This is a genomic window from Anaerolineae bacterium (assembly GCA_016931895.1).
Taxonomy (GTDB): Bacteria; Chloroflexota; Anaerolineae; order 4572-78; family J111; genus JAFGNV01.
The window spans coordinates 1-13,601 of the sequence record JAFGDY010000162.1 but is presented as its reverse complement, the minus strand read 5'-3'; the positions used below and the strand labels follow the sequence as shown (position 1 = coordinate 13,601).

Genomic DNA, 13,601 nt, shown 5'->3' with positions numbered 1-13,601 from the left:
CGAACGACCAACGACCAATAAGCTCTATCGTTGGTCGTTCGTACTTCGTCGTCCGTCGTCAATTACACCAGGATTCTTGCCCTCTCCCACCATAAAACGAGCGCCCAGGGTAAACAAAAAACCGGCCAGCACACACAACGGGGCCAAGATAAGCACAATAGCCCCGACCATGGGGATGAACTTGACAAAGGCGCCCGGGGTAACGCCCAACAACGTCCGCGCATAACGCACAAGCGTGATTTGCGTAGTAATAACCCGGCCAGCACCAGGCCCAGCGCAAACGTACCCTGCCCTAACCAAGGACGCACCGCCAGCCTGGCCAGTCCCCACGATCCTATCGCTACCCAGGCCAGCCAGGCCATCAGTACCAGGCCAAAGAGCAACTCAGAGCAATTTTCATAGCGATCTCGACTCACCGGCGAGGCTGAATTTTCCGGTAAACTGTTTGAGGCGATTTTCTGACCCCAGCGACGGTCAACAGGTCGTGCTCGATGGAGATGCCAAAATATTTCTCGTTGGCCTCAAGATAGGGGAGAATCAGATGCCAATCATCATCCGTTAGCTCGGCAAATTCGCCGCCATTGAGCTGGTCTGGCACGAGTTTGTGATCAGGGTCTCGCACGTAAATTGCCCCACCTGAGGCCAGAGAAAACAGGTTGGCGCCGGGATACGGATTTTCAAGCGCCTCAACATTTCCCCTGTCGTCAAACCGGACCCCGTTCAAAACCACAAAGCCACCGCCATTCAGCGGATCGCCGGCCATAAAGGACTCGGCCAGGAAATCAAGGCACGTGCCGTTGATCACGACCCTCGGTTTGCCCACAGCGTTGATCAGCGGCCGGCCGGCCGCGTTACCCAGAACATACACCTCTCCCCCCTTAGCCCCGTACATAAAGGCTTGACCTACGTCTCCATAAACCACCAGCTTGCCGCGCTTCATGATCTGGCCCAGTTGGTCCTGGCCGTTGCCATGCACCTGGATTTCCATACCGTCAATACCGGAGGCCAGATAGTCGCCCGAACTGCCAAAGATGTCCAGCCGGACCTCGTCCGACCCAGGGCCAAAACCGCAGCCGGTGAATCTCTGCCCTTTGAGACCGTACACGATAAACTTTTTCCAGCCAAGTTCACGCGCGGACACCAATAGACGCGCGTCGCACTCGTCGCCCTCCGGCGGAAAGTCATGGGCGTAAATAACGAGGGTCGTCTCATTGACTTTTGGCGCGCGAAGCGCAGCGCGAGTTTGCCAATCTACCCGGCGCACATGACTGCGACCGTTTTCGCAAATCAGCGGCACTGCATTCAGGATCGCCTCAATGGCTTCCCTGACCAACTGCACCACCATGCTTCTGCGCATACGTCCGCAGTCATACCGCCTGTCGTTAAGGAGACAGAGCAGCGCCATAACCCAGGCAAAACTGGCAGCGTCACGGCCAGCAAGATCAACCAGCTTGCCGGTCAGCCAGCGTAGATGGCTAAACTCCCAGCCGGTGATCCGGCTCACGATCAGGTTAAAGACTTCAGAGACAGTTCCGTCCGCCGCCGCCTCGATTTTCGCAACAATTTCAGGGTAGCCTTCCGGCGCTTCAGGTTCAACACTCCGGTCGAATCTCCAGTCTCCCGGCGGGCAGGTAATGGCCTGGCCAAACTTGTCTGCGCAGGATAGTTTTGATCCGCTCACGGTGAAGGCAAACGCGCCGCCATCCGTATGACTGCCGCCGCGAGCATTCCAGTATCTATCAGCAATCGGCCAGAACCGAGAATCCTCCCGGGCCAGGGTTTGCAACGTGGCATCAATGGCCTGCTTTTCCGAGGCGATCAGGCCAATAGATACGTCGCCTGCCTGGAGCGCAAACACCTGCGGCCTTAACATGGCGGTATCGGTAATGCCGATGAGTTGATAGGTGTCCTGGTCAGGGTTACTGCGGGCAATAATAAAGAACCAGGGGCCGTCAGGAGACCCGTGGATATGACTGGACTGAACGGCCCGGTAAATTTTCTTCTTCTCATCTGGCAAACGGTCAAAGTCAAGCTCCGTGGTTGGGGCCAGCGCTTCGATCACGTATTCCAGGGGATAACCGAACGTGCGGTTGAGCAGATCAAAGGTCAACACCGACACTTCGGTATCCGTCAAAAACTGGGAGACCACGTTATGCTGCCGCAAGTATTCCACAATGCTGAAATAATTGGCAAAGTCGCCGTTGTGCACCAGGGCTTCGTTAAGCCCGATGAAGGGGTGCGCGCCGGCCGGATGCCAGACCCGCCCTTTGGTTGGATAGCGTTGGTGACCGATCCACACGTAAGCCTGCATATCTGCCAACCCGTAATACTGCATCACCTGTTCGGCGTACCCGACGATTTTGAAGATCACCAGGTTGCGGGCGTGGGACATCACAAACGCTTGCTTTTCACCCAAAGAAGCGTAGAAGCGCTGGTTCAGCTTAAAACTGTTTTGGTAGATAAATTCGTCCTCAACCAAACGCGGGGGGGCGTCCGTCAGACCATTCTCTTCTGCAAAACGGGCCAGGGCAGCTTCCTTGACCCTGACAAAATAGCGCATCACGTCCGGCGGTCTCACCTCAAGGCCAATAGCCCGATAATCAGCCAGGGTCTTGATCTTCCCCCGGTAGTCTATGCGCAGGTCGGGGGAAATAAACCCGTCCTCAACCGCCTGTTCCACCTCCGGCTTGAGCAGGGCTATTTGCAGGATGTAATCGTTCTGCAAGGTGTCAGCGTCCACCCCGACCTGCTCAAATACCAGCCCCGCCGCCGCAATGCCGCCGCCTTTTCCGTTGCCCCGATTGTGCATCTGGATGGAAGCTTCAAAGATATTTCTACCGCCTACTGGCACACTGGCCGCAAAACCCACTACCCCGCAGCCGCCTTCGGCCTCGGGATTACCACCCAAACGCGACGCATCGGCTACAAGTTTGCGTTTAGAAGCAATGAGTTGTTTGGTGAAGTGTTTCATCCACGATTACCCTTCAGACTGCCCGACCCGTGTAGAGCGCCTGCCGTCAAATAATCCAGGTGCTCAAGCAAATCAAAACGACCGACCAACTCCCGGATACTCCTCATCCCCAGCCGCCACAGGATATGCTGAATCTGAATGGACCAGGCGTGAAAAAGATTGACCAACCTCTGCGCGGCCCAGTCCTGAGAATACATCGCCGCCAGTTCCGGGTCCGTTGTGGCTATCCCGCGGGGACAGCCGCGGCCACTCTCGCACGCGCCGCAGCGGATACACTCCAAAGCCACCAACTCCACAGTGCCGATGACAACGACGTCCGCCCCAAGGGCGATGATTTTTACCAGGTCCCAAGCCGTCCGAATGCCGCCCGAGGCGGCCAGGGTAATTTCCTCTCGAACCCCCTCTTCGATGAGAAACTGGTGCACTTTGGGCACCGCGTATTCAATGGGCATGGCAATATTCTTTTTGGCGATGTCGGGCGCTGCGCCGGTGCCGCCATAACTGCCGTCAAGATGAACAATATGCGCGCCCGCGTAATAACTGCCCACCGCCACCATGTCCACGTCACTCGCGCCGGAGACCTTCACCGAGATCAGCGCGCGGGGGTTTATCTCCTTGGCCCAGTCCACGTGCTTTTTGTGGTCTTCCACAGAGTAGACTGAATGGAAAGGGAACGGCGAGAACAGCGGAAAACCCTGGACGGCTTCCCGCATTTTGGCCACCGCCGGCGTATTTTTATCGCCCAACAGATGGCCGCCCAGGCCCGGCTTAGCGCCCTGGGCATATTTGAACTCAACGATCCGGGTGCGCTGAATAGTCTCTTCCCTGACCCCGAAAAGCCCGGTGGCCACCTGGGTGATAACATGATCCTTGTACGGCTCAAGCGCGTCCGGGTAGCCGCCCTCACCGGTGCAGGTGAATGAATCAAACGTGGCAAAGGCCCTGGCTCTGGCCAGGATCGTATCAAGGCTGATAGAGCCAAAACTCATCCCGCCGCCGTACATGGGTATCCCGATGGTAACGTCCGGCCGATCATCGCCGGTGCGCCGGTTGAGCGGCACGCTGAGGTCAACGTCCGCAGGGCCAAATTCAGTTGGCCCTTCTCCATCTGGAAACTTGAGGCAGATTCTGTCAAACCCGCCGCCTGAACTACCGACCTTGTATTCGATCTTTTCCTCGGGCGGATAGCCTGTTTCCGCTTGCTTCCAGGTGGCTATGAGCAGGGCCGCGGTCCAGCGAGGGTCGCCGAACGCATTCCACATAGGATCAAGCCCAATCCTGATGGCGTTCGTCGGGCAATGATTCAGGCAAAAATGTTCCGTCCCCCGGCACACATCAAAGCCGCGACAGAGATGAGAACGGGGAGCCAGCATCTTCTGCCCCGCCTTGACATGCACCCCATAAGGACAAACCTCCGCACACTTACCACAAGCAATACAATCAGAGGTCCTGACCACCTTATAGATGCCCAGGCTGTTCCTGAAACGGGTCGGACACGCTTTTACTTGCCCGCTCGTAAGCGCGAATTGGTGCTCCGGCCGGCCTATATCCTGCCCGGCAGACGGCGCTGCCTGCTCGAAAGCGTCCTGAAGGGTCTCATCAAGCGAACGTTTTCGTTCCCCAAATACCGGCCCAAAATTGTCCTTTTCCAGGTCCTCAAAGAACATCACCCGCCCCAATTCCCCCCGCAGCCGCCGCACTTCCCGCAGGCCCATAGCGCCCATGACCTCGATGAGTTGGGCATGCCAGGCCCCCAGCAAATTAACAATGCGCTGGGTTCCAAACTCAACCGGCACATCGTCAATGTCTACGGGGCACCTGACCCTATCTGCACAGTCACCGCACAGTCTACATTCCAGGGCGACCAGGAGGACTGTGTCGAGGATCGCGCCGTCCGCGCCACAGGCGATGATCTTGGCGACATGCTCCGCCATAGCCATCCCGCCGGAAACAAGAACCGTAATTTCATCTCGAAGCGATTTTTCGAGCAGGGCGAAGTGGACTGCCTGAACCAGCTCGATCATGAACCGGTCCCGCTTCTGACCCAGGCCGTGACCGTTACGGTCGGCTTCAAGGTGCAGCATTTCGACCCCATCTTCAGCCAAGACGACGGCCCGCTCACCGGCATTTTCATCCAACGGAATTTTCACCGAAATGATGATATTGCTGTCAACAGCCTTAATTGTGGCAATTACTTCTTTCAAACTATCCAGATATGGAATCTCAACCATCCTGAATCCCGGCAATTGGTGGGCATCGTCGCGGGCCGGATCAAAGTGAACCATGAGGTGGTCTCTGTGCCCCTTGAGGCCATTGACCGCATCAGTAAACGGCATGCTGGCAAACGTACCCAGTTTTCCCGCCGCGCTGGCAATCGACTCTTTCGCGCCTTGTTTGACAAACCCAACCCTCGGCAAGCGAAGCACGACGGGGATGGGAATTTCAACAAAAAGCGGTCCATCTGTCGCCAGACTGCCATCTGCATTGAACTTGAGATAGCCGGGCTTGCGGCCCAGTTCAATCACGGTGCTGATATACTCGCGGCCGTGGATGCCGTCCCGGGTCGGGCGGACAATTTCAGACATGTCTGTCCACATAGAGTCAAAACCCGGCCCGCAGAAAGGGCCGCGATACCCGGCCCCGGAAACCGGTATCTTGCCGTTTTGCGCTTGTTGCCAGATACTGGCAATCAGGCCCGGACGCCAGTAGCTATCACCCATTCGCTCGTATTGGGGGTTACGAGTCCGGGCCAGGATGTTCTTTTTACATTCTTGCACGCAGCGCATACAATTGATACACAAAACATCCGTGGTATCCACCACCTGAGACGGGTTGAATTCCTTTTTCCGGTAGACGTCGTAAACACACGCGCTCCGCTTCACGCATATCCGGCAGCCCAAACAACCTTCCGTTTCCATGGCGTTGAGTTTGGCAATGGGCACGAATCTTGGCGGAGTTTCTGCTACGTGAACTTGATACTTGATTGACATGATTAGGGCCTCGGCAACAATCCCGCTTGTTCTATCAATTCCGGCAGTAGGTGTTCGGCCTCGATAGCCTGTAGGTGCACTCCCTTAACGCCGGGAATTTCTTTCACACCGTTGATCAATTCGAGGGCTATCTGGAGACCTTCTTCCCTGGGCCTGGCCGCGGATTGCAACCGCGCGATCATTTCCTCGGGCACTTCCACCCCGGGCACGTTAGCCTGCATATACTTCAGCATGCCCGCGCTCTTGGGGAAAATGATGCCCGGCAAAATGGCCACCCTGTCCGTCAGTCCGGCTTCATTTGCCCGGCGCATGGCCTGCTTAAAACGGCCCAGGTCGTACACGGCCTGGGTCTGGATGAAGTCTGCCCCGGCCTCAACCTTTTTGGCCAGCCGGATCGTCCTGAATTTCTCCGGGGGAGCCAGCGGTGTCCACGCCGCGCCGATAAAAAAAGAGGCCGGCGACTCGAGAGAGTCGCCACCTTCCTGGACACCACTCCCGAGGCCCTGCAAAACCGATAGCAGTTGGATCGAGTCAATATCGTAAACATTTTTGGCCCCCGGATGTCCCTTGAGCTTGCCCCCGGCCCCGGCGCTCTGGTGGTCGCCCGAGAGGCAGAGACAGTTCCGTATGCCCAAAACCCACGCGCCGAGCAGGTCGGACTGGATGGCAATCCGGTTCCTGTCGCGGCAGACCATCTGCATGACCGGTTCCAAACCTTGCTCCATCAAGATTTTGGAGGCCGCGATGCTCGACATCCTGACCACGGCGGTCTGGTTATCGGTCACGTTGTATGCGTCAGCCATCCCCTGGACTACCTCTGCCTTTTTCCTGAACGCTGCGGAATCAGGCCCCCTGGGCGGACCCACTTCAACCGTTACCGCAAAATGTCCTGCGACCAGCACCCGTTCCAAATTGCTGCCGGATTTTAACGTCATTGTCTCATATCCTCCCGAATCACCTGCTTGGGTCCGCCATGCCGGGAGTTCGACCAATTTTTGGCCTTTCGTATCCTGGCCAGAGAGTCGAGTTGGCCCCGTTCGGCCGCGCGTTCCACAATGAGGTTCCAAACGCAGTCAGTCTCTTCGTCAATTTCGCATTTTCCGTTTGGCCGCGTGCCCCCGCACGGTCCATTCAACAGGCTTTTGGCGCAGCGCGTGATGGGGCAATAACCAAACGTGTCGCCGAGAACGCAGTCGCCGCAAGCGGCGCAGCGAGCCGCCCAGGCCCCCGGCTTCTCCCGGATGGCCAGGGCGGCCGTATTGACTCCCGGAAAAACCGGCTTATCCGCAAAACGTTCAGCCAGGGCCTGAACCCCGATGCCACAGGCCAAACTGAGGATAGCGTCAACCTGCCCGGCCTTTTCGGCTAAATCCTCCACAAACTCCCACTCGCACTGCTTTTCAAGGGTGCAGGCCAATATCTCTACGGCCTGGCCCTTTTCTTTGTAGGAGAGACTGAGCAGCGGGGCCAGCGTCTCGACTTCTTTTTCCCCGCCCGCGGCACATTCCGCCACACACGTGGCGCAGCCCACCAGCAGCACCTTGTGGTAACCGTTGAGCAGGTTCATTATCTCATCAATGGGTTTCCATTCTGCAAAAATCACGGGGCATCTCCTTTTTTCCCAGGCGTCCGCACCGCCTCGGCCCGGGCCACGGCTCTTTCGATCAATTGTTCAGCCGAAAGTTCGGCGCCTCGGCTGAGGCCCAATCGCTCGCGGCTAATCCCGGCTTGCTGCAGAAGCCCCTGGGCGTAGGCGATTCTCTTTTCCGCCCGGCGGCTGCCCACCAGAAATTGGCAGGTGTGTTCAGGACAGGCCACCACCTCAACGCCGTCGGCCCCGTTATCCAGAATCTTGAACAACTCCGCCACCTGAACTTTACTACTGCACGGCATCATCACAGTTTTCAGATGAAGGCCGTTCACTTTTTCGGCCGCCAGAGCAATCTTGGCGCCGTTGGAAAGACAATGCTGGCAATACAGCACCACAATTTCCGGCCAGGCTTCAGCTACAGGATTGTGTTTCGTCATCATTAACCCTACCACTTTGAACATGATGGCTCATGATACGCACATTAAGATTTTTGCCAAAATAGTATGTTATGAAGAAAACCTGCGGTTGGAAAATAATGAGGAGCGCCGGCGCAAGTTAAATGTCGGCCATTGAAATGTGGCGCTCCTCGGCGCGTTGGACCATCCACGCGGTGAGATCGGCCGGTGGAGGGGGGACATCACCTTCAGTCCGGCGCTCCAGGTGCAAGGCGCCTGTGGAACAAACTGTGGCGCATAACCCGCAGCCTACGCAACGCGTAGGGTCAACCAAACACACCTCCGCGGGGATGGCGAGCGCCCCAAAATGACAGCGTTCCAGGCAATCGCCGCAACCGGCGCATATTTCAGGCTCTACCACGGCCAAAAAATCGGAATGAGCCACGGCCGTAGCCAGGCCAAACTCGGCCACGCCGCGCATGATTCCGCAGCAGCAGGGACAACAGTTGCAAATGTAAAAATGCTCATGGCGATAATTGCCGGCGGAGTGGACCAGCCCGGCCGCTTCAGCCTCGCGCAGAATGCGAAAGGCTTCTTCTTTGGTGATGGCCCGATTCACCCCACTGCTGGCAAAAGCGTTCTCCACCGGGGCAAAGATCAGGCAATTTTCAACCGGGCGGTCGCAACCTTTGCCCACAAGCTGCTGCTGGACGCGGCAAATGCAGTCGCGCACCGCCCAGGATTTGGCCCCGGCTAACAGTTCCGAGGCTCGTTCGTAGGGAAAAATTTCTATGTCAACCGGGATTGATTCCTCCACCGGGATGACCCGGTGAATAGCCGGAAGATCGTGGGTCAGACTACCGCCCTGAGTCTCCTGGTAGTATTGTTCAAACAGGGCGGCCAGCTCCGCATCCAGGCGAGACAACTGCTCTTCGTAGATGCCCACCGCAAAGGGCATCAGTCCAAAAACAAGCTGGCCCGCTTGCCTATTCGCCCGGATCTGTCCCTGGCGAGACATTTTTTTGAGGGTTTGATAGGTTTGGGCGGGGTCCTCACCGGTCCGCGCGGCAATATCAGCCGCCGGCTCCAACGTGAGGCGCAGCACGCAGGCCAGGGCCGCTTCAGCCGGTGAAAATATCTTGGCCAGCAGGCGCAGTTCCACCCCGCTCTCGGTGGGCGAAAAGCCATTGGGGATAGTATCCAACCGTTGCGCCAATTTACGATAGACATCTTCAGACATTGCTGTTCTCCTTATGTAAATAGCCTTTGTAGGGACAGAATATTATTCTGTCCCTACAAATTTTCACCTTTGATGGTGAACGCAGTTAATGAAAACACCTTTGCTTAATCAAGCGTTTTTACCTTCAGCCGCCGGTTCATCAAAGCAATCACTTCATCGGCACATTCCTCGATGGGTTTGTCGGTGACATCCACAATAGCGAATCCGTTCTGGCAAAAAAGTTGGCGGGCGGCTTTGACTTCCTCGTACAATTCGGCCGGATCAGTATAGGCCGATTCGCCTTGCACGCCCAGCCGCCGCTGGCGCTGCTGGCGATGGGAGATGAGTTGGCCCGGATCAATGGTCAGACCCACCACTCGCCGGCAGTCTACCAGGAATAGTTGGGGGGGCGGCGGTATCTCCTTAACCAGAGGGACGTTGGCTACCTTCCAGCCTCGCACCGCCAGGTACATACTCAAAGGAGTCTTGCCCGTGCGCGACACGCCCAACAACACAATCTCGGCCTGCAACCAGCCGTCGGGTTTCAGACCATCGTCATGTTGCATGGTGAACTCAATCGCCTCAACCCGCTCAAAATAGTCCTGTCGTAACTGGCGGTATAAGCCGGGTTGGCCCACCGGCTCCTGGCCTAACACATGGGCCAGGTGAGACAGCAACCGGCCCATGGGATCAATGGCCACCACATTCCGGTCGCGCGCCAAACGCATCATCGCCTGGCGTAAGTCTACGTCAACCAGGGTGTGGATGATGAGGCCATTGTTGCTGGCCGCTTGTTCCACCACCGTTTCAATTTGTTCCATCTGCCGCACGTGGGGCACAATGCTCACCTCCACCTTGGCGCCCTCAAATTGAGCCAGCGCCGTACGGACTAACTGCTCGCCGCTAACGCCCATTCCCCCGGAAACAACATAAATCGGCGGGCAACAGGTTTTCTTTTGCTTCATTTTTCTTCTCCAAATACAACGGCCGTAATTGAGGCCGCAATCATCTGGCGGACAATAGCCGGACCGCCCATTTCAATAGCAGACAGCGTGGCGCTATCAACGCGCCGGGCATCGGCCTGTTGAGGATAGTGAGAAAGGTCGGACGAAGCAATAACGACCGCCCGCCTACAGTTTCAGTCTGGACCCGGAAACTGTGTTGTCGCAAACATTCGCCCACAACCTCCGGCTGAATCGTACAGGAAGCTTTTAACCTGGCTTAGATTATACCATACCTGCCTTACCGCCGACAATGCTTTGTGCCAAACCGCACAATTTTGCCTGTTCTTTAAGGAGTATTGTCATTGCTTCCAAAGGCACATTGTGTATAATTTGGGTACGCATTATTTGGGTTAAGGCATGCAGCATCTTCTTCATTTTCATGCCTCAACTCACCCCCAAATCAAGCAAACCAGGAGGGCAAAATCAAATGGGCATCAAATTGACCCGGGAACAAATTGAAGAAAGGGTTAAATCTGCCTGGCAAAAGGGCGAAAGGCCAAGTTTGAAAGAGATAAACCTCAACGGCATGGACCTTAGCGGCCTGAATCTGAGCATGGCGGATCTTGGCGGGGTGGATATTAGCCAGGCGGACCTGCGCCGAACACTCTTTAGCAACGCCAACCTCATTGGGGCCAATTTTAGCGAGGCCGACCTCAGCGGGGCAGATTTGAGTGAGGCCCTGGCCACCGGGGCCAAGTTCAAACGGGCTAAACTTAGCCGGGCCAATCTCAGTGAAGCCAGTCTTAATGCGGCCAATTTTACGGCGGCAGACCTCAACCAGGCCAATTTTGAGGGGGCCAACCTGGGCGGCGCAAATTTCAGCGGGGCCAATCTCAGCCGCTCAGACCTGCGCGCCACCACTTTGCATTGGGCCAATTTCACCCAGGCAGATTTGCGGGGAGCAGAACTGGGTGGGGCCAGTCTGCGGGAGGCCAAGATTGACCAGACCACCCAACTTGATGACAAGTGGCGGCTGGTGTGGGAGATTGCCAATCAAAGAGCCGCAGACCGGAACCTGAACGAGGCCGATTTGAGCGGAGCCAACCTCCGCCGGGCCGACTTGCGCCAGGCCAATCTGACGGGGGCCAAACTCAACAACGCCGACTTGAGCCGGGCCAATTTAGAGCAAGCTACCCTGACCGGGGCTAACATGGAGAATACGATTCTCCTGGAGGCCAAAGTTAGCAACGAACAATTGAGTGCTGCCAGGAGTCTGGCTGGCGCTACTTTGCCCGACGGCACAATGCATGAATAAAAAATATGAGAGACCGATTCGTAGGGTAATTCTGGAAGATTTTCCACCCAATACCTCCCTCCCCCATCCCTGGAAAATCTTTGTCACCGGCGACGGGGCGCTGGATTTCAGAGGCGACGCCTTACGTTTTTTCAACACCAACACCAGTGCCACACGCTACACAGATGCCCAAATTGACGATTACCAGAACCTGAAACGTCGTGATTTTTTGTGGCGGCCTCCACTTCAAATGACGGTCCGCGCTCGTTTCTCCCATCCGGCGGGCGAATTGAGCGGCACCGCCGGTTTTGGCTTTTGGAATGACCCCTTTATGATGACCGGTCTACGCTGGCCGGCCCTGCCGCGCGCCATCTGGTTTTTTTACAGCTCGTCCCCCTCCAATATGAAACTTGACCGGCACACCCCCGGTCCCGGCTGGAAAGCGGCCACGCTGGACGCCATGCGCTGGCCGTTTTTTGCCCTACTGCCCACCGCCCCCCTGGCCATCCCCTTGCTGAATATTGATTTTCTCTACCGCACGTGTTGGCCCATTGGCCAACACGCCATCAACGTCAGCGAGGCGTTGGCGCCGGTTGATATGACCGGGTGGCATACCTATGGGCTTGACTGGCAAAAAAAGACCGCCCGCTTTAGCGTGGACGGTGACCTTGTGTTGGACTGCCGGACTGCGCCGCGCGGCCCGTTGGGGTTTGTGATGTGGCTGGACAATCAATATATGGTGGCCACGCCGTGGGGCCGTTTTAAGTATGGTTTGCTCGATGGGCCGGGGGAGCAGTGGCTGGAAATGGAATATTTAGAAATTGGAAATTAGAAGGCTATTCTGTTTGTTCTATCTTTAGCGTAGGCTCGGCGACGACGATCTCCGCCGGTAGATAAACGGTAAAAGTGGAACCCCGGCCAAATTCGCTTTCCACCGAAATTCTACCCCCCATCATCTGGCAAAAATGCTGGCAGATGGTCAACCCCAAACCCGTGCCCCCATACTTGCGCGTGGTTGAACCGTCAACCTGGGTGAATGGCTCAAAGATACATTCCATCTGGTCGGGCGTGATACCAATGCCGGTGTCAATCACCCGGAAGATGATTTCGTCCGGCGATTGGCAGGCATGGTTCATTGCTCCAGGTGAAGGATTGCCCGCGGCCGCTGGCCGACGCTCAATGATCAGTTTGATGGTGCCCTGCTCGGTAAATTTGGCGGCGTTGCTGAGGAGGTTGAAGAGGATTTGGCGCACTTTGGTCAAGTCGGCCCGCATCACGCCAACATGGTCATCAAAGTCAACTTCCAGGGTATTGTTATTTTTTGTCACCAGCAATTGGGCCGCGACCACCACGTCCTCAATCATTTTGGCAATCTCAAAGGTTTCCAGGTCCAGGTCCATCCGGCCCGCTTCAATTTTGGAAAGGTCAAAAACATCGCTAATAAGGGCCAACAATTGTTTACCGGCCGACTCAATCATCTGGAGGTCGAGCACAAAGTCATCCTGGCCCAAATTCTGCGCTTCTTCCAACAATATTTCACTATAGCCAATGATGGTATTGAGGGGGGTGCGCAACTCGTGACTCATATTGGCCAAAAAAGTGCTGGTGGCTGTGCTGGCCTCGAGCGCCCTTTCCTGCGCTTTCATAAGTTCGGTGGTATGGGCCATGGCCACTTCTTCCAGGCGCTTGGTCAATTGGTGGATTTTTTGGTGGGCCTGCTGGAGTGCCAGCGAGTGTTGTTCGGCCAGATGTTCCGCTTGTTGGCGGGCCTGCCGTTCCTGCTCCAGTTGTTGTTTGAACTCAGTTTCATTCATAGGCTTTCTCTGGCCCGGTTAGAAAAAACAAACAATCGCTAAATCCTTCTGCCGTCAATTATAGCAGTTTTTGGGGCGATGACAACGGGCGAAAAAGTCCTAATGACACGACCTAATAGAAACAGATGCCGGATTATTAACGAAGCTTACCCACACAACACTCCTCTAAAAATAAGAGACCCCGCCTTTCAGCGGGGTCTCAGGATAGGGATTTCTCGGCCTACGGTCTACTAATTACACAACCAGGGTCATTGTATGAAGACCCTAAAGGTCTCAATGAAGATTAAATAATTATAGATACTGTTGGCGAATTTATGTAAAGCAACAAGGTCAAGGCCAATATGACAAATACTCCAAAACGAGGCACAATTTGCCGCACCATT

General features: G+C 56.0%; 13 protein-coding genes. 2 read left to right on the top strand and 11 right to left on the bottom strand.

Features of this window, described 5'->3' with window-relative positions:
* Positions 1–24 precede the first annotated feature (24 nt).
* The 10 genes from JW953_12295 to JW953_12250 all read right to left on the bottom strand — a co-directional run bounded on the left by JW953_12295 (position 25) and on the right by JW953_12250 (position 10,551).
* Positions 25–231 carry a hypothetical protein gene (locus tag JW953_12295; GenBank protein ID MBN1993472.1) on the bottom strand — a complete coding sequence of 69 codons (207 nt, stop codon included), beginning with the start codon at positions 229–231 and terminating at the stop codon, positions 25–27.
* 181 nt (positions 232–412) lie between these two features.
* Positions 413–2,971, bottom strand: coding sequence for a glutamate synthase (locus JW953_12290; protein MBN1993471.1), 2,559 nt, complete (start codon positions 2,969–2,971; stop codon positions 413–415).
* Positions 2,968–5,961, bottom strand: a complete 2,994-nt coding sequence (locus tag JW953_12285; GenBank protein MBN1993470.1) for a 4Fe-4S binding protein — start codon at positions 5,959–5,961, stop codon at positions 2,968–2,970. The genes JW953_12290 and JW953_12285 overlap by 4 nt, the downstream gene beginning before the upstream one ends.
* A 2-nt stretch (positions 5,962–5,963) precedes the next feature.
* Positions 5,964–6,896: a methylenetetrahydrofolate reductase gene (locus JW953_12280; protein ID MBN1993469.1), complete on the bottom strand. Its 933-nt coding sequence runs from the start codon at positions 6,894–6,896 to the stop codon at positions 5,964–5,966.
* Positions 6,893–7,564 carry a methylenetetrahydrofolate reductase C-terminal domain-containing protein gene (locus tag JW953_12275; protein ID MBN1993468.1) on the bottom strand — a complete coding sequence of 224 codons (672 nt, stop codon included), beginning with the start codon at positions 7,562–7,564 and terminating at the stop codon, positions 6,893–6,895. The genes JW953_12280 and JW953_12275 overlap by 4 nt, the downstream gene beginning before the upstream one ends.
* Positions 7,561–7,992 carry a hydrogenase iron-sulfur subunit gene (locus JW953_12270; GenBank protein ID MBN1993467.1) on the bottom strand — a complete coding sequence of 144 codons (432 nt, stop codon included), beginning with the start codon at positions 7,990–7,992 and terminating at the stop codon, positions 7,561–7,563. The genes JW953_12275 and JW953_12270 overlap by 4 nt, the downstream gene beginning before the upstream one ends.
* 115 nt (positions 7,993–8,107) lie before the next feature.
* Positions 8,108–9,187 (bottom strand): 4Fe-4S binding protein, encoded by a 1,080-nt coding sequence (locus JW953_12265; GenBank protein MBN1993466.1) that lies wholly within the window; start codon positions 9,185–9,187, stop codon positions 8,108–8,110.
* A gap of 104 nt (positions 9,188–9,291) precedes the next feature.
* Positions 9,292–10,131 carry a kinase/pyrophosphorylase gene (locus tag JW953_12260; GenBank protein ID MBN1993465.1) on the bottom strand — a complete coding sequence of 280 codons (840 nt, stop codon included), beginning with the start codon at positions 10,129–10,131 and terminating at the stop codon, positions 9,292–9,294.
* Complete coding sequence (locus JW953_12255; GenBank protein ID MBN1993464.1) at positions 10,128–10,283, bottom strand: hypothetical protein; 156 nt, start codon at positions 10,281–10,283, stop codon at positions 10,128–10,130. The genes JW953_12260 and JW953_12255 overlap by 4 nt, the downstream gene beginning before the upstream one ends.
* A gap of 109 nt (positions 10,284–10,392) precedes the next feature.
* Positions 10,393–10,551, bottom strand: coding sequence for a hypothetical protein (locus JW953_12250; GenBank protein MBN1993463.1), 159 nt, complete (start codon positions 10,549–10,551; stop codon positions 10,393–10,395).
* 46 nt (positions 10,552–10,597) lie between these two features.
* On the opposite strand from JW953_12250, the gene JW953_12245 reads away from it, so the two are divergent.
* Positions 10,598–11,425 carry a pentapeptide repeat-containing protein gene (locus JW953_12245; protein MBN1993462.1) on the top strand — a complete coding sequence of 276 codons (828 nt, stop codon included), beginning with the start codon at positions 10,598–10,600 and terminating at the stop codon, positions 11,423–11,425.
* On the top strand, positions 11,418–12,236 hold the full coding sequence (locus JW953_12240) for a hypothetical protein (GenBank protein ID MBN1993461.1): 819 nt from the start codon (positions 11,418–11,420) through the stop codon (positions 12,234–12,236). The genes JW953_12245 and JW953_12240 overlap by 8 nt, the downstream gene beginning before the upstream one ends.
* A gap of 4 nt (positions 12,237–12,240) precedes the next feature.
* Here the strand turns inward: JW953_12240 and JW953_12235 are convergent, their stop codons facing one another.
* Complete coding sequence (locus tag JW953_12235) at positions 12,241–13,218, bottom strand: hypothetical protein (GenBank protein MBN1993460.1); 978 nt, start codon at positions 13,216–13,218, stop codon at positions 12,241–12,243.
* Positions 13,219–13,601 lie beyond the last annotated feature (383 nt).

Bases quoted from the DNA above. Each gene is read 5' to 3' on its own strand.
- JW953_12290 (MBN1993471.1), bottom strand. From the start codon at position 2,971: ATGAAACACTTCACCAAACAACTCATTGCTTCTAAACGCAAACTTGTA.
- JW953_12285 (MBN1993470.1), bottom strand. From the start codon at position 5,961: ATGTCAATCAAGTATCAAGTTCACGTAGCAGAAACTCCGCCAAGATTC.
- JW953_12280 (MBN1993469.1), bottom strand. From the start codon at position 6,896: ATGACGTTAAAATCCGGCAGCAATTTGGAACGGGTGCTGGTCGCAGGA.
- JW953_12270 (MBN1993467.1), bottom strand. From the start codon at position 7,992: ATGATGACGAAACACAATCCTGTAGCTGAAGCCTGGCCGGAAATTGTG.
- JW953_12265 (MBN1993466.1), bottom strand. From the start codon at position 9,187: ATGTCTGAAGATGTCTATCGTAAATTGGCGCAACGGTTGGATACTATC.
- JW953_12260 (MBN1993465.1), bottom strand. From the start codon at position 10,131: ATGAAGCAAAAGAAAACCTGTTGCCCGCCGATTTATGTTGTTTCCGGG.
- JW953_12250 (MBN1993463.1), bottom strand. From the start codon at position 10,551: ATGAAAATGAAGAAGATGCTGCATGCCTTAACCCAAATAATGCGTACC.
- JW953_12245 (MBN1993462.1), top strand. From the start codon at position 10,598: ATGGGCATCAAATTGACCCGGGAACAAATTGAAGAAAGGGTTAAATCT.
- JW953_12240 (MBN1993461.1), top strand. From the start codon at position 11,418: ATGAATAAAAAATATGAGAGACCGATTCGTAGGGTAATTCTGGAAGAT.
- JW953_12235 (MBN1993460.1), bottom strand. From the start codon at position 13,218: ATGAATGAAACTGAGTTCAAACAACAACTGGAGCAGGAACGGCAGGCC.